Origin of the sequence: Xanthomonas massiliensis (assembly GCF_900018785.1) — a bacterium.
Taxonomy (GTDB): Bacteria; Pseudomonadota; Gammaproteobacteria; order Xanthomonadales; family Xanthomonadaceae; genus Xanthomonas_B; species Xanthomonas_B massiliensis.
Genome location: NZ_FCOY01000007.1, coordinates 1,124,621 through 1,145,488, shown reverse-complemented (window position 1 = coordinate 1,145,488; position 20,868 = coordinate 1,124,621). Strand labels below are relative to the sequence as shown.

Annotated in this window: 15 protein-coding genes and 1 pseudogene; 13 read left to right on the top strand and 3 right to left on the bottom strand. The window is 72.7% G+C overall.

From position 1 onward, the window contains the following. The first annotated feature begins 25 nt into the window (after positions 1-25). From BN3794_RS15170 to BN3794_RS15160, 3 genes are read left to right on the top strand one after another with little or no spacing between them, the layout of a single operon-like run. On the top strand, positions 26-304 hold the full coding sequence (locus BN3794_RS15170) for a hypothetical protein (RefSeq protein ID WP_066098627.1): 279 nt from the start codon (positions 26-28) through the stop codon (positions 302-304). Further along, positions 294-566 carry a hypothetical protein gene (locus tag BN3794_RS15165; RefSeq protein WP_066098625.1) on the top strand — a complete coding sequence of 91 codons (273 nt, stop codon included), beginning with the start codon at positions 294-296 and terminating at the stop codon, positions 564-566. The genes BN3794_RS15170 and BN3794_RS15165 overlap by 11 nt, the downstream gene beginning before the upstream one ends. Further along, positions 563-2,107, top strand: a complete 1,545-nt coding sequence (locus tag BN3794_RS15160) for a PepSY-associated TM helix domain-containing protein (RefSeq protein ID WP_066098623.1) — start codon at positions 563-565, stop codon at positions 2,105-2,107. The genes BN3794_RS15165 and BN3794_RS15160 overlap by 4 nt, the downstream gene beginning before the upstream one ends. 12 nt (positions 2,108-2,119) lie before the next feature. On the opposite strand, the gene phhA is transcribed toward BN3794_RS15160, so the two are convergent. After that, positions 2,120-3,010: a phenylalanine 4-monooxygenase gene (gene phhA, locus BN3794_RS15155; protein WP_066098621.1), complete on the bottom strand. Its 891-nt coding sequence runs from the start codon at positions 3,008-3,010 to the stop codon at positions 2,120-2,122. Positions 3,011-3,139: 129 nt separating this feature from the next. Between phhA and BN3794_RS15150 the strand changes: the two genes are divergently transcribed. From BN3794_RS15150 to BN3794_RS15140, 3 genes are all read left to right on the top strand, one after another. Continuing rightward, the gene (locus BN3794_RS15150; RefSeq protein WP_066098619.1) at positions 3,140-3,619 is read left to right on the top strand and encodes an Lrp/AsnC family transcriptional regulator; all 480 of its coding nucleotides are present in this window, start codon (positions 3,140-3,142) and stop codon (positions 3,617-3,619) included. Beyond that, complete coding sequence (locus BN3794_RS15145) at positions 3,616-4,269, top strand: DUF2238 domain-containing protein (RefSeq protein WP_066098616.1); 654 nt, start codon at positions 3,616-3,618, stop codon at positions 4,267-4,269. Before BN3794_RS15150 ends, BN3794_RS15145 begins: the two co-directional genes overlap by 4 nt. A gap of 75 nt (positions 4,270-4,344) precedes the next feature. After that, complete coding sequence (locus BN3794_RS15140) at positions 4,345-5,097, top strand: SDR family oxidoreductase (RefSeq protein ID WP_066098614.1); 753 nt, start codon at positions 4,345-4,347, stop codon at positions 5,095-5,097. 158 nt (positions 5,098-5,255) lie between these two features. On the opposite strand, the gene BN3794_RS15135 is transcribed toward BN3794_RS15140, so the two are convergent. After that, positions 5,256-6,275 (bottom strand): LysR family transcriptional regulator, encoded by a 1,020-nt coding sequence (locus BN3794_RS15135; protein ID WP_066098612.1) that lies wholly within the window; start codon positions 6,273-6,275, stop codon positions 5,256-5,258. A 492-nt stretch (positions 6,276-6,767) separates the two neighbouring features. On the opposite strand from BN3794_RS15135, the gene BN3794_RS15130 reads away from it, so the two are divergent. The 3 genes and pseudogenes from BN3794_RS15130 to BN3794_RS16905 all read left to right on the top strand — a co-directional run bounded on the left by BN3794_RS15130 (position 6,768) and on the right by BN3794_RS16905 (position 12,821). Next, a complete protein-coding gene (locus BN3794_RS15130) occupies positions 6,768-7,958 on the top strand; it encodes an efflux RND transporter periplasmic adaptor subunit (protein WP_066098611.1) in 1,191 nt (396 codons plus the stop codon). Between the two features lie 162 nt (positions 7,959-8,120). Then, positions 8,121-11,240: pseudogene (locus BN3794_RS15125) on the top strand (efflux RND transporter permease subunit); the annotation flags it as partial. 6 nt (positions 11,241-11,246) lie between these two features. Continuing rightward, positions 11,247-12,821, top strand: coding sequence for an efflux transporter outer membrane subunit (locus BN3794_RS16905; RefSeq protein ID WP_425476732.1), 1,575 nt, complete (start codon positions 11,247-11,249; stop codon positions 12,819-12,821). A 273-nt stretch (positions 12,822-13,094) separates the two neighbouring features. Here BN3794_RS16905 and BN3794_RS15120 read toward each other — a convergent pair whose 3' ends face one another. Further along, positions 13,095-14,081 (bottom strand): patatin-like phospholipase family protein, encoded by a 987-nt coding sequence (locus BN3794_RS15120; protein WP_066098609.1) that lies wholly within the window; start codon positions 14,079-14,081, stop codon positions 13,095-13,097. 356 nt (positions 14,082-14,437) lie between these two features. Between BN3794_RS15120 and BN3794_RS15115 the strand changes: the two genes are divergently transcribed. Genes BN3794_RS15115 through BN3794_RS15100 form a run of 4 tightly spaced genes read left to right on the top strand, consistent with a single transcriptional unit; the run spans position 14,438 to position 20,862 of the window. Then, positions 14,438-16,747, top strand: a complete 2,310-nt coding sequence (locus tag BN3794_RS15115; RefSeq protein WP_160330944.1) for a TonB-dependent receptor — start codon at positions 14,438-14,440, stop codon at positions 16,745-16,747. Positions 16,748-16,769: 22 nt separating this feature from the next. Further along, positions 16,770-18,104 (top strand): amidohydrolase, encoded by a 1,335-nt coding sequence (locus BN3794_RS15110; RefSeq protein WP_066098605.1) that lies wholly within the window; start codon positions 16,770-16,772, stop codon positions 18,102-18,104. After that, a complete protein-coding gene (locus BN3794_RS15105) occupies positions 18,101-19,570 on the top strand; it encodes a M20 family peptidase (RefSeq protein WP_066098603.1) in 1,470 nt (489 codons plus the stop codon). The genes BN3794_RS15110 and BN3794_RS15105 overlap by 4 nt, the downstream gene beginning before the upstream one ends. Before the next feature lie 26 nt (positions 19,571-19,596). Further along, positions 19,597-20,862, top strand: a complete 1,266-nt coding sequence (locus BN3794_RS15100; protein ID WP_078059802.1) for a lipase family protein — start codon at positions 19,597-19,599, stop codon at positions 20,860-20,862. The last annotated feature ends 6 nt before the right edge of the window (positions 20,863-20,868 follow it).

Below are 20,868 nucleotides of genomic sequence, written 5' to 3'. Positions count from 1 at the left end.
ACCGCGCGTCCCGCGGGGCCGCGGCGTGACCGTCCTCTACCTGGTGCTGGCGCTGGCGTCGGCGCTGGGGTTCTACCTGGCCACCGCGCACCAGCGCCTGCGCCCGGCCTGGCGTACCCGGGCGCGGGCGCTGCGGCTGGGCGCCTGGGCCTGCGCCGCGCTGGCGCTGGCCTGCGGCGTCGCCGCGCTGGGCCCCTGGGCGGGCGTGTTCGCCGCGCTGACCATGTTCATGCTCGGCGCGGTGGCGCTGCCGTACCTGGACGCCTGGCGGCACCTGCGCCGAGAGCGTGCGGATGTGGGCTAAGTCGCTGGCGGCCGCGGTGCTCGGCCTGCCGCTGGCCACGCTGCTGGTCGGCCTGGCGGCGCTGCTGTGGCCCGGCCCGCTGCAGGTCAACACCCTGCCGTGGCTGCTGATGCTGTTCCCGGCGTGGATCGGGACGATGGCGCTGGCGTTCGCCTGCCGCAGCGGCCTGCGCGCCTGGCTGTGGCTGGGCGGGGCGACGCTGCTGTGCTTCGGCCTGCTGCAGCTGGTCAAGGCGCTGGGCTGGACGGAGCTGGCGCCATGAAGGCGGCGACGCTGCGCAGCTTCCTGGCGGTGCACACCTGGGTCGGCCTGGTCGCCGGCATGGCGTTGTTCATCGCCTTCTACGCCGGTGCGCTCACCGTGTTCAGCCACGAGCTCAACGACTGGCCGCGGCCCGCGGCCGGCGCGGCGGCGGCCGAAGCGGATCCGGCGCCGGCGGCGCAGGCGCTGCTGGACGCGGTGCTGGCCCGGCACCCGCGCGCGGCCGAATCGCTGTTCCTGGTGCTGGCCGGCGAACATGGCCCGGTGCCGCGGCTGTACTGGTACGAGCAGGGGCCGGGCGGCGACGTCGGCCACCTGTTCGAGCCCGGCCCCGGCGGCGTGCCGCGCGAGCTGCCGTGGCGCAACGGCTTCGTCGACTTCCTCTACGACCTGCACTACACCGCCGGGCTGCCGCGCACCTTCGGCACCTACCTGTTCGGCGTGGTCAGCATCCTCTACGGGCTGGCGCTGGTCAGCGGCGTGGTGATCTACGCGCCGGTGTTCCTGAAGGACCTGTTCGCGCTGCGGCCGGGGCGCAACCCCAAGCGCCTGTGGCAGGACGCGCACAACGCGATCGGCATGCTGTCGCTGCCGTTCCACGTGGTCTTCGCCTGGTCCGGCGCGGTGCTGTGCCTGGGCCTGCTGCTGCTGACGCCGTTCCAGTACCTGGTGTTCGGCGAGCGGCTGATGCCGCTGCTGGAGCAGGATTTCGAGCTGACCCCGCACGTGGAGGCGGCCCGGGTAGCCGCGCCGTCGCTGCCGGTGGCCGCGCTGCTGGCGCGGGCGCGCGCGGCCAGCCCGGGCCTGGTGCCCGACAGCCTGTCCTACCACGATGCCGGCGACGCCAACGCCCGCGTGGAGGTCTACGGCAGCCAGGACCAGCGCCGGCTCAACACTCTGGCCGGGGTGGCGATGGAGGCGGCCACCGGCAAGGTGCTGCGGGTGATGGAGCCGCGCACGATGTCGCCGGGCACCGCGTCGATGCGCGGCCTGCAGGCGCTGCACTTCGGCAACTTCGGCCATGCGCCGGTGAAGTGGCTGTACTTCCTGCTTGGCCTGGCCGGGGCGTTCCTGTTCTACAGCGGCAACCTGCTGTGGGTGGAGGCGCGGCGCAAGCGCCGCCAGCCCGGCCAGCCGGTGCGCACCCAGGTGATGGCGCGGCTCACCGTGGGCGTGTGCCTGGGCTGCGTCGCCGGGGTGTCGGCGCTGTTCATCGCCGCGCGCCTGTTGCCGCCGGGGCAGGAAAAGTACGTCTACTACGCGGTGTTCCTGGCCGCGCTGGCGTGGGCGCTGCTGCGGCCCACCGCGCGCGGCGCGTACGAGCTGCTGCTGGCCTGCGCCGGGCTGACCGCGCTGGTGCCGCTGGCCGGCCTGATGGGTGCCGGCGGCCCGGTGGCGCCGTGGTCCAGCGCCACGATCGTGCTGGTGGACCTGTTCGCGCTGCTGCTGGCCTGGAGCTACTGGACGATGGCGCGCGCGACCCTGCGCCGCGCGCGCCACGGTGATCCCAACAGCGTGTGGGCACTGCCGCCGCGGGCCTGAGCCCGCGCCGGCTCAGACGTCGCCGTCCGCGCTCCAGCCCTCGCCGCTGCCGCGCTGGAACACGCGGTCCGCGTCCAGCACGGTGCCGGCCGGCAGGTGCGCCTGCTCGGCCAGGCCGGCGTAGATCGGGGCGAAGTCCGGTGCGGTGGCGGCCATCAGCTGCGCGAAGCCGTCGATGACGAAGTAGGTCTTCTGGTAGCTGTCGATGCGGTAGCGGGTGCGCATGATCCGCTCCAGGTCGAAGCCGATGCGGTTGGGCGCGGCCGACTCCAGCGCGTGCCGCGATTCGCCCGCCGAGGAGACGATGCCGGCGCCGTAGATGCGCAGCCCCGCCGGGGTGTCGATCAGGCCGAACTCCACCGTGTACCAGTACAGCCGTGTCAGGTGCGCCAGCGCCTCCGGGCCGATGCCGTGCGCCTTCACCCCGCCGCGGCCGTAGGCCTGCATGTAGTCGGCGAACAGCGGGTTCATCAGCAGCGGCACGTGGCCGAACAGGTCGTGGAACAGGTCCGGCTCGGCGATGTAGTCGATCTGGTCCGGGCGGCGGATCCACCAGGTCACCGGGAAGCGGCGGTGCGCCAGGTGGTCGAAGAAGTCCAGCTCCGGCAGCAGGCCCTCCACCCCGACCAGGGTCCAGCCGGTGGCCGCGCCCAGCACCTCGTTGAGCTGCTCGAAGCGCGGGATCGCGTGCGGGCTCATGCCCATCTCGTCCTGCGCCTGCAGGAACTCGGCGCAGGCGCGGTCCACCAGCAGTTCGCGCTGGCGCTGGTACAGCGTGCCCCAGGTGGCGTGGTCGTCGGCGCCGTAGCGCTCCCACGGCTGCTCGACGACGGCGGTGGTGTAGACCGGCACGTAGCCCTTGTCGGTGTGCTGGCGTTCGACGCGACGCGGGGTTTCGTTCATCGCCCGGCTCCTGCGCGGTGGTTCCTGCAATCCTAGCGGGCAATGGCCGCAACGGGCTTGCGAAGTTGCGCGCAGGGGCGGCCGTGACGCAATCTTGTTGCGTAAATCCGTGTTGCGAGGCAACAAACGATGGCCGCGACCCCCCTGGACCGCACCGACCTGCGCCTGCTGGCGCTGCTGCAGCAGCAAGGCCGCGCCAGCAACGCCGACATCGCCGCGCAGGTCCGGCTGTCGCCCTCGGCCTGCCTGCGCCGGGTGCAGCGCCTGGAGGCGGCCGGGATCATCGCCGGCTACGCCGCGCGGGTGCCGCCGCAGGCGGTGGGCCTGGGCCTGCAGGCGTTCGTGCGCGTGCAGCTGGAGAAACACGGCCACGACGGCGTGGAGCGCTTCGCCGAGGCGGTGGCCGGCTGGGACGAGGTGGTGGCCTGCCACGCCCTGACCGGCGACATGGACTACCTGCTGCACGTGATGGTGCGCGACCTGGCGCACTTCTCCACGTTCCTGCTGGACCGCCTGCTCAACGCCGCCGGCGTGGCCGACGTCAATTCCAGCTTCGTGCTGCGCACTGTCAAGCAGATCGGCGCGGTGCCGCTGGGGCACCTGGCGTGAGCGCGCTGCCGGCCGGCGTGCCCGGGCGCCTGGAGCGCGGCCTGCTGTGGTGGGGCGTGGCCCTGGCGCTGGTGCTGTCGGGCATCGCCCCGCGCGACCGCCTGACCTGGCTGATGGAGGTGGTGTGGGTGATCGCCGCGCTGCCGCTGCTGGCCTGGGCCTGGCCGCGCTTCCCGCTGACGCGGCTGCTGTGCTGGCTGCTGGCGCTGCACGCGCTGGTGCTGATCCACGGCGGCACCTACACCTACGCGCAGACCCCGGGCGGTTTCTGGCTGCAGCACCTGCTCGGTACCCAGCGCAATCCATGGGACCGGCTCGGCCACCTGATGCAGGGCCTCGTCCCGGCGATCCTGGCGCGCGAACTGCTGCTGCGCCGCACCCCGCTGCGCCGCGGCGGCTGGCTGGTCTACCTGGTGCTGGCCGCGTGCCTGAGCTTCTCGGCGTTCTTCGAATTGCTGGAATGGTGGGCGGCGCTGGCCTGGGGCGCCGATGCCGACGCCTTCCTCGCCACCCAGGGCGACGTGTGGGACACGCAGTGGGACATGTTCCTGTGCCTGTGCGGGGCGATCGTCTCGCTGCTGCTGTTCTCGCGCCTGCACGACCGCCAGCTCGCGCCGGCGACCCGGCCCGGATCCCGGGCGATGCCCTGAGGGCCATTCGCCGCGCGCCCGGGGCGGCGCGCTACCCTGCATCCCGGTTCGGTTTTCCATGCAAGGAGACAGGCGATGAGCGAGAACGACGGCATCCACGGCAAGGTGGTGGTGATCACCGGCGCCAGCAGCGGCCTGGGCGAGGCCGCCGCCGAGCGCCTGGCCGCGCGCGGCGCCCGGCTGGTGCTGGGCGCGCGCCGCCTGGAGCGGCTGCAGGCCCTGGCCGCGCGCCTGCGCCAGGGCGGGGCACAGGTGGAGGTGCTGGCCACCGACGTCACCGCGTGCGCGCAGGTGCAGGCGCTGGTGGACCTGGCCCTGCAGCGGTTCGGCCGCCTCGACGTGATGCTCAACAACGCCGGGCTGATGCCGCTGTCGGAGCTGGCCGAGCGCCGCGTCGAGGACTGGGAGCGGATGGTCGACGTCAACATCAAGGGCGTGCTCTACGGCATCGCCGCCGCGCTGCCGCCGATGCAGGCGCAGCGCTCGGGCCACATCATCAACGTGTCCTCGGTGGCCGGCCACAAGGTGCGCGCCGGCACCGCGGTGTACTCGGCCACCAAGCACGCGGTGCGGGTGATCAGCGAGGGCCTGCGCCAGGAGGTCAAGCCCTGGAACATCCGCACCACCATCATCTCGCCCGGGCTGGTGGCCACCGAGCTGCCCGAGAGCGTGACCGCGCCGGAGGTGCGCAAGGCGGTGGAGGCGATGTACCGCGGCGGCGCCATTCCCGCCGACGCGTTCGCGCGGATGGTGGAGTTCGCCATGTCCCAGCCCGAGGACGTGGACGTCAACGAATTGCTGTTCCGCCCGACCAGCCAGGTCTACTGAGCCGGCGCCTGCGCCGCATCGCGTCGGCGATGCGGCCGGGCAAAGCACCTACGGGCGTGCGCGGCGCCCGGGGCCCTGCAGGCCACGGCCGATGCCGGCCGCCGGTACCCCGCGAATGACGGCGTGGCGGCGGCGCCGGCCGGCGCCCCCGCGCCGGCTCACTCGGCGGTGGCCTTCTCCAGGATGCGCTTGCCCGCGGCCTGCAGTGCGCTGGCCTCGTCGCAGGCCTGCCGCGCGACCAGCCGCGCCGTCGGGCACTGCGCCAGCATGTAGCTGGCGTCGAAGTTGAGCCGCTCGACCAGGAAGTCGACGAACGCGCGCACCTTGGGCGAGACCAGCCGGCCGCCGGCGAACACCGCGTTGAAGTCGTACGCCGGCCCGGTCCAGCCAGCCAGCACGCGCTGCACCATGCCCGACTCCACGAACGGCTTGGCCATCACGTCGCCGGTCAGCATCAGCCCCTCGCCGCAGACCATCGCCCCGTTCAGCGCGGTCGGGTCGTTGGCGACCACCAGCGGGTTGACCGGGAACTCGCGCAGCTCGCCGCCGTCGCTGAGCGTCCAGAAGAAGCGGTTGTTGTGGACGTTGCGGTTCTTGCGCATCGCCAGGGTGCGGTGGGCCTGCAGTTCGTCCGGGTGCTGCGGCTCGCCGTAGCGGGCCACGTAGGACGGGCTGGCGAATACCTGGCTGCGCAGGCTGCCGAGCTTGCGCGCGACCAGGTTGGAATCGGGCAGCGGGCCCACGCGCAGCGCCAGGTCGGCCTCGCCGGCGATCAGGTCCAGGGTCTCGTTGCCCAGGTGCATGTCCAGCTGGATCTCCGGATAGCGCGCGTGGAACTCGCCCAGCAGCGGCGCGATCCAGGTGATGCCGATCGAGTAGGGCACGGTGAAGCGCAGCCAGCCGCGCGGGCCGGACTGCAGCTGGCTGACCGCACTCTCGGCCTCGTCCAGCTCGCGCGCGATGCGCCGGCAATGGTCGTGGTAGACCGAACCGGCCTCGGTCAGGCCGATGCGGCGCGTGGTCCGGTGCAGCAGGCGCGCGCCGAGGCGCTGCTCCAGTTCCTGCACCTTGCGGCTGACCGTGGTCTTGGGCAGGCCGAGGGCGTTGGCCGCGGCGATGAAGCTGCCCTGCTCGACCACCTTCACGAAGATCAGGCTGTCGTTGAGATCGTGGGACATGCGGACTCCGGGCGGGGGATTGGACCAGAGGATTGGACCAGGGGAGGGACGATTATTCCCCTAAATCCAGACTAATCAAGTACGGGTTCGCGGCGTAGCTTGGCGCCTGTCCCTACTTCCCGAGAGTGCCGCCATGGACTTCCATGCCTGGCCCGGCCACGCATTGCATCGCCATGAAGCCACCGCGATCGCCTCCTTCCCGGCGGCGATCGGCGTCAACGCCGGCGCCGGCACGGTCTGGCGAGGATCCGCGCCGGCATCGCGGCCTCGCCCGGATGCCGGCCGGAAGGCTCGGTCCGGTGCCGGGCGGCGTCCGCTGTGCGGCGCGATTGTCCCGGATGCGGGAGTAAACGTCCCGTGTGCGGGACGTTCCCGCGGGTCGTCGCGGCCGTCCGCGGCATGCCCGCCCGGCCCGCGGCCGTCGCCGCGACGCCTGCAGCGGGCATCGCGCGCGTCCTTCCTCCCGCCTTCTTCTTCCCCCGAGGTTTCCCCTTGAACCACCGTGTCCTCCCGTTCCGATTCCCCTTGCGCCCCGCCTTGGCTGCCGCCGCCTTGGCCATCGCCCTGGCCGGTTGCGGCTCGCGTGCCGCCGAGCAGGCCATGCCGGCGCCGCCGCAGGTCGGCACCGCGCCGGTGCTGGCCAAGCCGATCCATCAGTGGGATGCGTTCAGCGGCCGGGTCGAGGCGGTCGAGAACGTGCAGCTGCGCCCGCGCGTGTCCGGCTACATCGACAAGGTCGACTACGTCGAAGGCCAGGAAGTGAAAAAGGGCGACGTGCTGTTCACCATCGACGCGCGCCCGTACCGCGCCGAGCTCGCCCGCGCCGAGGCCGAGCTGGCCCGGGCCCGCACCCAGGCCGAGCTGGCGCGCGCCGAGGCCGCACGCGGCAGGAAGCTGGCCGACCAGCAGGCGATCTCCACCGAGACCTGGGAGCAGCGGCGCGCCGCCGCCGACCAGGCGGTGGCCGAGGTGGCGGCCGCGCAGGCGGCGGCCGAGCAGGCCCGGCTCAACCTGGAGTGGACCCGGGTGCGCGCGCCGATCGCCGGCCGCGCCGGGCGCGCGCTGGTGACCGCCGGCAACCTGGTCACCGCCGGCGACGGCGCCAGCGTGCTGACCACGCTGGTGTCGCAGGAGCGGATGTACGTGTACTTCGACGCCGACGAGGCCACCTTCCTGCGCTATGCGCGCATGGCCCGAACCGGCGAGCGGCCGGATCAGCGCGAGGCCGGCCTGCCGGTGCGGGTCGGACTGATCGGCGAGGACGGCTTCAGCCATGCCGGCCGGGTGGATTTCCTCGACAACCAGATCGAGCGCAGCACCGGCACGATCCGCGTGCGCGCGGTGATCGACAACGCCGACCGCCGCCTCGTCCCCGGCCTGTTCGCCCGCGTGCAGCTGCCCGGCAGCGGCGAATTCCGGGCGCTGCTGATCGACGACCGGGCGGTGCTCACCGACCAGGACCGCAAGTACGTCTACGTGGTCGACGGCGACGGCAAGGCGCAGCGCCGCGACGTGCAGCTCGGCCGCACTGCCGACGGCCTGCGCATCGTCGAGCGGGGCCTGGCCGCCGGCGACCGGGTGATCGTGGACGGCGTGCAGAAGGTCTTCATGCCGGGCATGCCGGTGCAGGTCAAGCCGGGCGTGATCGCGCGCAGGCCGGGGCGGGAGACCGCCCTGGACTAGCCCCCGTATCGCCCGGCGTGCGGGCGGCGGCCTCGACCCCGCCGTCGCGCCGGGCCCTGCCGTCCGTCCCGTCCCCTGGCCGTGGCCGCCGTGCCCGGCCCCGCAGGTCCTTCCCGCGTCGCCGGGAAGGGCGGCGACCGCCATTACCCCAAGGAATCGTCCATGGATTTTTCCCGCTTCTTCATCGACCGGCCGATCTTCGCCGCGGTGCTGTCGATCGTGATCTTCGCCGCCGGCCTGATCGCGATCCCGCTGCTGCCGATCGGCGAGTACCCGGAGGTGGTGCCGCCCTCGGTGGTGGTGCGCACGGTCTACCTGGGCGCCAATCCCAAGGTCATCGCCGAGACCGTCGCCACGCCGCTGGAGGAAGCGATCAACGGCGTGGAGAACATGATGTACCTCAAGTCGGTGGCCGGCTCCGACGGCGTGCTGCAGATGACCGTCACCTTCCGCCCCGGCACCGACGCCGACGATGCCGCGGTCAAGGTGCAGAACCGCGTCGCCCAGGCCAACGCGCGCCTGCCCGAGGACGTGCGCCGCCAGGGCGTGACCGTGCAGAAGCAGTCGCCGACCTTCCTGATGGTGGTGCACCTGACCTCGCCCGACGGCAAGTACGACACGCTGTACCTGCGCAACTACGCGCGCCTGCACGTCAAGGACGAGCTGGCGCGCATCCCCGGCGTGGGCGATGCGCAGATCTTCGGCGGCGGCGACTACGCCATGCGCGCCTGGCTCGACCCGCAGCGCATCGCCGCGCTCGGCCTGACCGCCGGCGACGTGGTCGCGGCGATGCGCGAGCAGAACGTGCAGGTCTCGGCCGGCCAGCTCGGGGCCGAGCCGATGCCGCACAGCGACTTCCTCACCCTGATCAACGCCCAGGGCCGGCTGCGCACCGAGCAGGAGTTCGGCGACATCGTGCTCAAGACCGGCGCCGACGGGCAGGTGGTGCGGCTGGCCGACGTCGCCCGGCTGGAGCTGGGCGCCGGCGACTACACCCTGCGCTCGCAGCTGGACGGCAAGAACGCGGTCGGCATCGGCATCTTCCAGGCGCCCGGCGCCAACGCGCTGCAGATCCGCGACCAGGTCATCGCCAAGATGGACGAGCTGACCGCGCAGTTCCCGCAGGGGGTCAAGTACGAGGCGGTCTACGACACCACGATCTTCGTGCGCGATTCGATCGCCGCGGTGGTGCACACGCTGCTGGAGGCGGTGCTGCTGGTGGTGCTGGTGGTGATCCTGTTCCTGCAGACCTGGCGCGCCTCGATCATCCCGCTGATCGCGGTGCCGGTGTCGGTGGTGGGCACCTTCGCCGCGCTGTACCTGCTCGGCTTCTCGATCAACACGCTGACCCTGTTCGGCCTGGTGCTGGCGATCGGCATCGTGGTGGACGATGCGATCGTGGTGGTGGAGAACGTCGAGCGCAACATCGAGGAGGGCCTGGCGCCGCTGGCCGCCGCGCACCAGGCGATGAAGGAGGTGTCCGGGCCGATCGTCGCCATCGCCCTGGTGCTGTGCGCGGTGTTCGTGCCGATGGCGTTCCTGTCGGGCGTGACCGGCCAGTTCTACAAGCAGTTCGCGGTGACCATCGCCATCTCCACGGTGATCTCGGCGATCAACTCGCTGACCCTGTCGCCGGCGCTGGCCGCGCGCCTGCTGAAGGCGCACGACGCGCCCGGGGACGGGGCCTCGCGCCTGATCGAGCGCCTGTTCGGCCACTGGCTGTTCCGTCCGTTCAACCGCTTCTTCAACCGCAGCTCCGGCCGCTACCAGGGCGCGGTGGCGCGCATCCTCGGGCGCCGCGGCCTGGTGTTCGCGGTGTACGTGGGGCTGCTGCTGGCCACCGGGCTGATGTTCAAGGCGGTGCCGGCCGGCTTCATCCCGACCCAGGACAAGATGTACCTGATCGCCGGGGTGAAGCTGCCCGAGGGCGCCTCGATCGAGCGCACCGACGCGCTGCTGCGCAAGGTCGCCGACATCGCCATGCACACCGAGGGCGTGGCCCACGTCATCGCCTTCCCCGGCCTGAACGCGCTGCAGTTCACCAACACGCCCAACACCGGCGTGGTGTTCCTGCCGCTCAAGCCGTTTTCGGAGCGGCATCGTTCGGCGCTGGAGATCAATGCCGAGCTCAACCAGAAGGTATCGGCGCTGGGCGAGGGCATGGCCTTCGCCTTCATGCCGCCGCCGATCCTCGGGCTGGGCAACGGCAACGGCTACCAGCTGTTCGTCGAGGACCGCGCCGGCCTCGGCTACGGCGCGCTGCAGCAGGCGGTCGGCGCGCTGCAGGGCGCGGTGTCGCAGGTGCCGGGCATGAGCTACCCGATCGGCACCTACCAGGCCAACGTGCCGCAGCTCGACGCCGAGGTCGACCGCACCAAGGCCAAGGCCCAGGGCGTGGCGCTGACCGACCTGTTCGACACGCTGCAGACCTACCTGGGCTCGGCCTACGTCAACGACTTCAACCAGTTCGGCCGTACCTGGCAGGTGATCGCCCAGGCCGACGCGCCGTTCCGCGCCAGCGAGGAGGACATCGGCAACCTGCGCACCCGCAACGCCCGCGGCGAGATGGTGCCGATCGGTTCGATGGTGACGGTCAAACGCAGCTACGGCCCGGACCCGGTGCTGCGCTACAACGGTCATACCGCCGCCGACCTGGCCGGCGAGGCCGACGCGCGCGTGCTGTCCTCGGCGCAGGCGATGCAGAAGCTGACCGCGCTGGCCGCGCAGGTGTTGCCGGCCGGCATGGCCATCGAATGGACCGACCTGAGCTACCAGCAGTCCACCCAGGGCAATGCCGCGCTGCTGGTGTTCCCGGTGGCGGTGATGCTGGCCTTCCTGGTGCTGGCCGCGCTGTACGAGAGCTGGACGCTGCCGCTGGCGGTGATCCTGATCGTGCCGATGACGCTGCTGTCGGCGCTGCTCGGGGTGTGGCTGAGCGGCGGCGACAACAACGTGTTCGTGCAGGTCGGCCTGGTGGTGCTGATGGGCCTGGCGTGCAAGAACGCGATCCTGATCGTGGAGTTCGCGCGCGAGCTCGAACTGCAGGGCCGCGGCATCGTCGAGGCGGCGCTGCAGGCGTGCCGGCTGCGCCTGCGGCCGATCGTGATGACCTCGATCGCGTTCATCGCCGGCACCGTGCCGCTGGTGTTCTCGCACGGGGCCGGCGCCGAGGTGCGCGCGGCCACCGGCATCACCGTGTTCGCCGGCATGCTCGGCGTGACCCTGTTCGGCCTGTTCCTGACCCCGGTGTTCTACGTCGCGCTGCGCAAGCTGGCGCGGCGCCCGCTGGTGCAGCACGGCCATTCCAGCTTCGACCCTCCCCCCGGAGTCCCCGTGACCAACGCCATTTCCCGCATCGTTTCCCCGCCCGGCGCCGGCGCCGGCGCACACCGGCTCCGCGCGGCCGGCCGGTTGCGGGCCGCCGCCCGGGTGGCGCGCCCGCTGGCCCTGGCCCTGGGCGCGGCGCTGCTGGCCGGCTGCGCCAGCGTCGGCCCGGACTACGTCGCGCCGCCGACGCCGGTGGCCACGCTGGCGGAGGCGCACGATCCGGCCTTCAGCGACGCCTCCCCGGTCGGTGCCTGGTGGGCGCAGTTCGACGACCCGGTGCTCGGCCGGCTGGTGGACGACGCCCTGGCCGCCAACCACGACCTGCGCATCGCCCTGGCCCGCGTGCAGGAAGCGCGCGCGGCATTCGTCGAGCGCCGCCTCGACCAGGCGCCGCACGTCACCGCCGACGGCGGCTACGACCGCCGCCACGAGCAGTCGGCCTATGCCGGCGGCGAGCGGGTGATGAGCGAGACGGCCACGCTCGGCTTCGACGCCGGCTGGGAACTGGACCTGTTCGGCCGCCAGCGCCGCGCCGCGCAGGCCGCGCGTGCCGACCTGGAGGCCGAGCAGGCCGGCCTGGACGATGCCCGGGTCACCGTCGCCGCGGAAGTGGCGCGCAACTACTTCGAGCTGCGCGGCGCGCAAAAGCGCCTGGAGGTGGCCCGCACCACGCTGGCCAACCTGCGCGACACCGAGCAGCTGACCCGCACCCGCCGCGACCTGGGCGCGGGCAGCGAGCTGGACGTGCAGAGCAGCCTGGCGCGGCTGAAGGCGGTGGAGGCGGACATCCCGCTGCTGGACGTGGCGCAGGCGCAGTATCGCCGCCGCCTGGCGGTGCTGCTCGGGCGCACGCCCGACGCGCTCGACGCGGTGCTGGTGCCGCGCCCGGCGCCGGCCTACGCCCGTGCCCTGGCGCTGGGCGACAGCGCCCAGCTGCTGCGCCAGCGCCCCGACGTGCGCGCCGCCGAGCGCCGCCTCGCCGCCGCCACCGCGCGCGTCGGCGTGGCCACTGCCGACCTGTTCCCGCGCCTGAGCCTGAGCGGCTTCGTCGGCTTCCTGTCCGGCGATGCCGCCACCCTGACCGCCGCCGGCAGCAAGGCCTGGTCGCTGACCCCGTCGATCAGCTGGGCCGGGTTCGACCTCGGCACGGTACGGGCGCGCCTGCGCGCCAGCCGGGCGCAGGCCGACGCCGCCCTGGCGCAGTACGAGCAGAGCGTGCTGCTGGCCCTGGAGGACACCGACAATGCGCTGACCGCCTACGCGCGCCAGCAGGCGCGGCTCGCGCGGGTGGTCGAGCAGGCCGAGGCGGCGCGCCGCGCCGAGGCGCTGGCGCAGGTCCGCTACCGCGAGGGAGCGGAGGATTTCCTGACCCTGCTCGACGCCCAGCGCACCCGGCTCGGCGCCGACGACGCGCTGGCGCAGGCCGAGGCCGCGGTCAACGTCGGCATGGTGGCGGTCTACAAGGCCCTGGGCGGCTGGCGCCAGCCAGCACCGGGCGCGGAGGATGCGGCCGCGCCGGCAGTGGCGCGGCGCTGAGCCGGCCCGGCCCCGGCCAGGCCAGGTCAGGTCAGGTCAGGTCAGGCGAGACCGGCCACGGCCGTTTCGCATCCGCGGCCGGCATCCCGGGTTGCCGCGCGCGGCGGGTATGCGATGCCCCGCGCGTGGCGGTGGCAGCGGGGATGGGCGGCCCTCCCTGCCGTGCCGGTACGGCAGGCCGTGGCCGGTCCTGTCCCGTCGTCCGGGACACCGTCGTCACGACATCGCAGGCGGCCGGTCGCGCGCCCGACCGCGCGTGGCCGGACCGCCGCGTCAGTCCGGGCAGCCGCCGCGGCCGACCAGGCGGCCCAGCCGCGACGGCTTGCACGGCGGCACCACCTGGCGCACCGTGCCGGCCTGCTCGGCGCGCTGCGCACGCAGCTTGGCCAGCGCCGCCTTGATCTGCGGCATCGCCGCCAGGGCCGCCTTCTCGCCTTCCAGGATCGCCGCGTTGCGCTGGGAGAAGTCGGCCGCGCCGATGTCCAGCACCTTCGGCCGGATCACCACGTCGGCGCGCTTGAGCTCGGCCGCGCCCAGGCGCTGGCCCATGATGGTGATGGACTGGTTGACCGTGCCCAGCAGGCCGCCGGGGTTCTGGCCGCTGGCCTTGCTGGAGATGTCCACGGCGATGACGAAGTCGGCGCCGAGCTGGCGCGCCGCGTCGGCGGGCACCGGGCTGACCACGCCGCCGTCCACGTAGTGCCACTTGCCGATCGCCACCGGCTCGAACACGCCGGGCACCGCCGAGGAGGCGCGCACCGCCTGGCCGACGTTGCCGCGCACGAACACGGTGCGCTCGCCGTCCTCCAGGCGCGTGGCCACCGCCGCGAACGGCCGCCGCAGCTGCTGAATCAGGCGGTTGCCGACCTGGCCGTTGACCCAGTCCTGCAGCGCCTGGCCCTGCACCAGCCCGCCGGAAAACAGGCGCACGTCGCGCAGGCTGGCCTGGTCCAGGGACGCGGCCTTCTCCTGCAGCTGGAAGCCGTCCAGGCCGCTGGCGTACAGCGCGCCGACCACGCTGCCGGCGCTGGTGCCGGCGACCACGTCGGCGTGGATGCCGTTGGCCTCCAGCATCTTGATCACGCCGATGTGGGCGAATCCCTTGGCCGCGCCGCCGCCCAGGGCCAGGCCGACCTTGACCTGGGGAACCGCCGGCGCGACCGGGGCCGGCACCGGCGCGGTGGCGGCCGGGCGCGCGGTCTCGTGGGCGCAGCCGGCCAGCACCAGGCACAGCAGGGGGAAGAGCAGGCGGAGGGTCATGGCGGCGGGGGACGCGGTACGGAAGGCGCGAGAGGATAGCGCCGGGCGCGGGCCGCGTCCGGCCGGCGCGAAGCGGCGTTTCGATTTTCGCAAGCCGATGCCGGGCACGCCGGCCCGATCCGGGCACGCCGGGACCGTTTTGGGGCATCCACCGCCAACCGGCTCCCCGTTTCGGGGAAATGCCCGTGCCGGGGCGGCCGTGCGCCTCATGGCGTTGCGAAAAAAGCACTACGGGCCGGGGGCCGGCGCGTTGCACTCTCGGTTTGCACCCGTTCAGGAAACACCCGCCGCCTGGCGCCGGTGACGCGCCGGCGGCGGCCGGCGGATGCATCTCCCCCCACACCGAGGTTCCCGCCATGCCCGTGTCCCATCCGTGTCCCCGGCCGCTGCCGACCGCGATCGCCCTGTCCCTCGCCATGGGCCTGGGCGTGGCCACCTCCCTGCCGGCATGGGCGCAGCAGGCCGAGGCCAGCCCCAAGACCCTGGATTCGCTGACGGTGACCGCGACCAAGCGCAGCACCAGCATCCAGGAGACGCCGGTGGCGATCACCGCGCTGACCGCCGAGGCGATCACCGAGACCGGCTCGCTGGACGTGCGCGACTACGCCAAGCTGGTGCCCGGCCTGACCGTGCTCAACGGCGGTCCCGGCGCCGCGCGCCTGGCCATGCGCGGCATCAACGCCGTCGGCGAGGCCACCACCGCGGTCTACTACGACGAGACCCCGGTCAGCGGCTCGGTCGGCACCGGCAGCGATCCGGGCGGGCGCAATCCGGAAATGAACCTGTTCGACGTCGAGCGCATCGAGGCGCTGCGCGGCCCGCAGGGCACCCTGTACGGCGCCAGCTCGATGGGCGGCGCGCTGCGCGTGATCTTCCAGAAGCCCAAGCTCGACACCACCGAGGGCGCGGTCCAGGCCGGCTACGCGCAGACCCAGGGCGGCGGCTCGTCGTGGCTGACCAACGTCATGGTCAACACGCCGCTGGTGGACAACGAGCTCGGCGCGCGCGCGGTGCTGTACAAGCGCGAGACCGGCGGCTACATCGACAGCCTGGTCTACGGCAGGAAGGACGTGAACGACTCGGGCAACGCCGGCGGCCGCCTGGCGCTGCGCTACCAGCCCGGCGAGGACGTGACCCTGGACCTGAGCTATTCCTCGCAGAACAGCGACGGCACCGCCGTGGCCTACACCCCCGATGCCGGGGTCAAGTGGGGCTCGACCATGGGCACGCTGGTGCCCTACAAGGACACCACGCGCATTTCCAACGCCACCCTGAACTGGGACCTGGGCGGGGCCACGCTCACCGGGGTCAGTTCCTACTTCGACCGCGACAACACCTACGGCCAGGACACGACCTACCTGATGGCCGCGCGCGAGAGCGCCTACAACCAGGCCTCGGCACAGTACGCCCAGTACGGCTACGCCGCGCTGTCGCAGTACTACGCCGGGCTGGCCGCGGTGGTCAGCGGCTACGAACCCTCGCTGCTGTACTACCCGGGCACCACCACCAACTGGTCCAACGAGTGGCGGCTGAGCTCCAACCCCGGCGGCATCATCGACTGGACCGTCGGCGTCTACGCCGAGGACCGCAAGAACCGCCTGCTGAGCATGTACTACCAGGTCGATCCGGCCAGCGGCGAGGTGATCCATCCGCAGGCCGACCCGCTGTACCGCCGCCACATCGACGACCGGTACAAGCAGCAGGCCGGCTACGGCGAGGGCACCTGGCATGCCACCGATGCGCTGGACGTCACCCTGGGCCTGCGCTACTACCACTACACCCACGCCATCACCGGCTACGTGGACCGCGCCTCGGACGCGTTCGGCACCAGCCTGTCCGCGCTCAGCAAGGTCGAGTCCTCCGAGAACGGCTTCCTCAAGAAGCTCAACATCGCCTACACCCTCTCGCCCAGCGCGATGGTCTATTTCACCGCCGCCGACGGCAACCGTCCGGGCGGCGCCAACCAGGCCGTCGGCCTGCCCGCCGCGTACTACACCTACCGCAGCGACAGCCTGTGGAACTACGAACTCGGCGCCAAGACGTCGTGGTTCGACAACGTCCTGCTGGCCAACGTCGCGGTCTACCAGATCGACTGGAAGGACATGCAGGTGCAGGGCCTGTACGACAGCGCCAGCCTGTACCTGACCAACGCCGGCAAGGCGCGCCTGCGCGGCACCGAGTGGGAACTGACCTGGCGTCCGGTCGCCGGCCTGGACCTGGGCCTGAACTTCAACTACATCGACGCGGTGCTGACCGAGGACCAGGTGCCGGTGGGCGAGGAGGCCAGCGCCACCACCGGCCTGAAGGGCGACCGCATCACCAGCATCCCGCACTTCACCGGCAACCTGTCGGGCAGCTACCGCTGGTCGCTCAGCGGCGACTACGACGGCATGGTGCGGCTGGACACCAACTACGTGGGCAAGTCCTACTCGGCCATGCGTCCCACCGACCCGACCCGGCGCGCGATGGGCGACTACACCCTGGTCAACGCCCGCATCGGCGTGGAGAGCGTGTCGGGCAAGTGGTCCGCCTACCTCTACGCGAACAACCTGTTCAACAAGCTGGCCATCACCAACGCCGGCTACAACGCCTACTACTACCCGCAGGGCCTGGCCTACACCAACCCGCCGCGTACCGTCGGCGTGGACCTGCACTACAACTTCTGACCGGCCCGGAGCGCGCACCCTGATGACCCGCCTCGACACCGCCCTGCTGTGCACCGCCCTGGCCTGCGCGCTGGCCAGTGCCGGCGCCCGCGCCATGGACGTGCCGGCCGCCAAGGCCGGCATCGACCAGGTGCTGGACCAGGACTATCCGCGCCTGGAGGCGCTCTACCGGGACATCCACCAGCATCCCGAGCTCGGCTTCCAGGAGACCCGCACCGCCGCGCTGCTGGCCGCGCGGATGCGCGCGCTGGGCTTCGCCGTGACCGAGAAGGTGGGGCGCACCGGCGTGGTGGCGGTGTACCGCAACGGGCCCGGGCCGACCGTGCTGGTGCGCACCGAGCTGGACGCCCTGCCGATGGAGGAGAAGACCGGCCTGCCCTACGCCAGCCGGGCCCGGGCCACCTGGCTGGGCAAGGAGACCTACGTCGACCACGCCTGCGGCCACGACATCCACATGGCCGCCTGGGTCGGCACCGCGACCGCGCTGGTGCGGCTCAAGGACCGCTGGCACGGCACCCTGGTGTTCGTCGCGCAGCCGGCCGAGGAGGAGATCAGCGGCGCGCGGGCGATGCTCGAGGACGGCTTCTTCCAGCGCTTCGGCAAGCCCGACTACGGCTTCGCCCTGCACGTGGGCCCGGGCGTGGCCGGGCAGGTCTACTACAAGCCCGGGGTGCTGACCTCCAACTCGGACACCATCGACCTGGTGTTCCACGGCAAGGGTGGCCACGGCTCGATGCCGGCGGCGACGATCGACCCGGTGCTGATCGCCGCGCGCTTCGTGGTCGACGTGCAGAGCGTGGTCAGCCGCGAGATCGACCCGGCCCGGTTCGGGGTCATCACCGTCGGCGCGTTCAACGCCGGCAACGCCGGCAACATCATCCCCGACAGCGCCCACCTGCGCGGCACCGTGCGCAGCTACGACGACGAGGTGCGCGAGCGCCTGCTCGCCGGCATCCGCCGCACCGCCGAGGCGAGCGCGGCCATGGCCGGGGCGCCGGCCCCCGACATCGACCTGGACGTGGAGCGCGCCCGCGCGGTGGTCAACGACGCCGCCCTGGCCGAGCGCACCGGCAAGGTGTTCGCCGCCGCCTTCGGCGCCAACGCGGTGCCGATCCCGGCGCCGGGATCGGCCAGCGAGGACTACTCGGAGTTCATCGCCGCCGGGGTGCCGTCGCTGTACTTCGCCATCGGCGGCCTCGAGGCCGGCCGGCTGGCGCGGATGAAGGCCGCCGGCGAGCGCATCCCGGTGAACCACTCGCCCGATTTCGCCCCGGACCCGCAGCCGAGCATCCGCACCGGCGTGGAGGCGATGGCGCTGGCGGTGATGGACGTGATGCAGCCGGAGGCGGGATCGTGATCCGGCGCGCGCTGTACGGACTGGCGACGGCGCTGGTGGTGCTGGTGGCGGTACTGGTGGCGCGCACGCTGTGGCCGGCCACGCCGGTGGCGGCCGCCGCGGATGCCGGGCGCGCCGACGTGCCGGCGTTCGACACCGCGCTGGCGGTGCAGCGCTTCGCCGGCGCCCTGCGCCTGCCGGCGGTGTCCACTGCCGCCGCGCCGCCGCCGAAGGCCGCGCTGGACGCGTTCCAGGCCTACCTGGCGCAGCAGTTCCCGCGGCTGCACCAGCACTTGAGGAAGGAGGTCGTCGGCCACGGCAGCCTGCTGTACACCTGGGCCGGGCGCGACCCCACGCTCAAGCCGGTGATCCTGATGGCGCACCAGGACACCGTGCCGGTGGAGGCCGACAGCCGCGCCCAGTGGCATCGCGATCCGTTCTCCGGCGAGGTCGCCGACGGCATGGTGTGGGGACGCGGGGCGCTGGACGACCGCGCCAGCCTGGTATCGCAGATGCAGGCGGTGGAGCTGCTGCTGGAGCAGGGCTTCGTGCCGCGGCGCACGCTCATGCTCGCCTACGGCGACGACGAGGAGCGCGGCGGCGAGGGTGCCGACGCCATCGTCGCGCTGCTGCACGCGCGCGGCGTGCACGCCGAGTTCGTGCTCGACGAGGGCGGGGCGGTGGCCCGCGACGCCCTGCCCGGGGTGCCGGGCACGCTGGCGCTGGTCGGCATCTCGGAGAAGGGCTACGCCAGCGCGCACCTGGCGGTGGCCCTGCCGGGCGGGCATTCCTCGCAGCCGGCGCCGGAATCGTCGATCACCGTGCTGAGTCGAGCCATGGTGCGCCTGGCCGAGCGGCAGATGCCGCCGCGCCTGACCCCGGCGGTGGCGGCGATGCTCGACGCGGTGGCGCCGCAGATGGCGTTCGGCCAGCGCCTGGTGGTGCGCAACCGCTGGCTGTTCGGCCCGCTGCTGCTGCGCACGCTGGCGCGCACGCCGGCCGGCAACGCGCTGGTGCGCACCACCACCGCCGAGACCATGTTCAACGCCGGGGTCAAGGACAACGTGCTGCCGACCCGGGCCGCCGCCACGGTCAACTTCCGCCTGCTGCCGGGCGACAGCCTGGCCGACCTGGAGCGCCACGTGCGGCGCGCGGTGGACGACCCGCGGGTGGAGATCGCCTTCGGCGACCAGCGCCGCGAGGCCAGCCCGGTCTCGCCGGTGGACGGCGCCGGCTTCCGCACCCTGTCCGCCAGCATCCGCAAGGTCCTCGGCGCCGAGGTCCGGGTGGTGCCGTTCCAGGTCGTGGCCACCACCGACTCGTCGCACTACGCGCCGGTCTCCGACGCCCAGTACCGCTTCATCCCGTACCGCTTCACGCCGGAAGCGGCCGCGCGTTTCCACGGCCTCAACGAGGGCATCCCCGTCGAGGACTACCTGACGTGCGTGCGCTTCGCCCACCAGCTCATCCGCGACGTGGCCGGCTGAGCCCGTCCCTGCCCAGGAGGTTATCGATGCAACCGCACAGCTTCTTCCCATCCCCGTCGCGGCTGCGCCGCTGGGCCGCGCTGGCGGGCCTGTGCCTGCTGCCGGCGCTGCTCTCGGTGGCCTTCGCCCAGCCCGCCCCCGGCGACGGTACCGGCGTGGACGGCAGCGACGGCCGGGTCTCGCCGTTCTACCGCTGGCAGGGCGCATTGCCGGCGCCGGGCCGGATGCTGCGCCAGGAACCGCTGCCGCCGACGCTGGGCCTGGCCGGCACCGCGGCCCAGTACCGCATCCTCTACAGCTCCACCGACGGCATCAGCGGCCAGGGCGCGGTGGCGGTGTCCGGCGCCCTGTTCGTGCCGGCCGGCACCCCGCCGCCGGGCGGCTGGCCGGTGCTGGCCTGGGCGCACGGCACGATCGGCATGGCCGACATCTGCGCGCCGTCGTGGAACGCGCGCTACTACCGCGACGCGCGCTACCTGGAGACGTGGCTGAAGGAAGGCTTCGCCATCGTCGCCACCGACTACCAGGGCCTGGGCACGCCGGGGCCGCACCCGTACCTGTACACCCGCCCGGAGGCTTACAGCGTGCTCGACAGCGTGCGCGCGGTGCAGGCCGCGCACCCGGAGCTGTCGAAGAAGACGATCATCATCGGCCAGTCGCAGGGCGGCGGCGCGGCGTTCGCCACCGCCGCGTTCGCGCCGCAGTACGCACCGGACCTGCAGATCCTGGGCACGGTCGCCACCGGCACCCCGTACCTGGCGCCCAAGGCGATGGCCGCGGCCGAGAAGCACGATCCCCGGGAGGTGCGCCCGCAGTTCGCCTACCTGGCGCTGCTGGCCCTGAACATGCAGCAGCAGACCGTGCCGCACCCGGACCTGGCGCAGGTCTTCAGCGAGCGCGCGCTGCCGCTGGTGGAGGAGGCGCGCAGCAGCTGCATCTTCCAGCTGGAGGCGGACGTGAGCTACGCCGGGATCAGCGACGCCAACGCCTACAAGTCCGACCTGATGAAGCTGGTGATGCCGCACGTGCAGGCGCTGATGTACCCCACCCTGAAGCTGGAGCAGCCGCTGTTCATGGGCATCGGCGCCAAGGACGTGGACGTGTCCACCGCCAGCCAGCTGATGCTCGCCGAGGACGCCTGCGCCGCCGGCAGCGTGGTGCAGGCGCACCTGTACAGGGACCACGACCACAACGGCACCGTCAACGGCTCGCTGCAGGATTCGCTGCCGTTCGTGCGCAAGCTGCTGGCCGGCGAGAAGATCGCGCCGGTGTGCCGGCCGCTGGCGCAGTAGCGCGCC

Bases quoted from the DNA above. Each gene is read 5' to 3' on its own strand.
- BN3794_RS15110 (WP_066098605.1), top strand. From the start codon at position 16,770: ATGACCCGCCTCGACACCGCCCTGCTGTGCACCGCCCTGGCCTGCGCG.
- BN3794_RS15120 (WP_066098609.1), bottom strand. From the start codon at position 14,081: ATGACCCTCCGCCTGCTCTTCCCCCTGCTGTGCCTGGTGCTGGCCGGC.
- BN3794_RS15165 (WP_066098625.1), top strand. From the start codon at position 294: ATGTGGGCTAAGTCGCTGGCGGCCGCGGTGCTCGGCCTGCCGCTGGCC.
- BN3794_RS15140 (WP_066098614.1), top strand. From the start codon at position 4,345: ATGAGCGAGAACGACGGCATCCACGGCAAGGTGGTGGTGATCACCGGC.
- BN3794_RS15100 (WP_078059802.1), top strand. From the start codon at position 19,597: ATGCAACCGCACAGCTTCTTCCCATCCCCGTCGCGGCTGCGCCGCTGG.
- BN3794_RS15150 (WP_066098619.1), top strand. From the start codon at position 3,140: ATGGCCGCGACCCCCCTGGACCGCACCGACCTGCGCCTGCTGGCGCTG.
- BN3794_RS15135 (WP_066098612.1), bottom strand. From the start codon at position 6,275: ATGTCCCACGATCTCAACGACAGCCTGATCTTCGTGAAGGTGGTCGAG.
- phhA (WP_066098621.1), bottom strand. From the start codon at position 3,010: ATGAACGAAACCCCGCGTCGCGTCGAACGCCAGCACACCGACAAGGGC.
- BN3794_RS15115 (WP_160330944.1), top strand. From the start codon at position 14,438: ATGCCCGTGTCCCATCCGTGTCCCCGGCCGCTGCCGACCGCGATCGCC.
- BN3794_RS15160 (WP_066098623.1), top strand. From the start codon at position 563: ATGAAGGCGGCGACGCTGCGCAGCTTCCTGGCGGTGCACACCTGGGTC.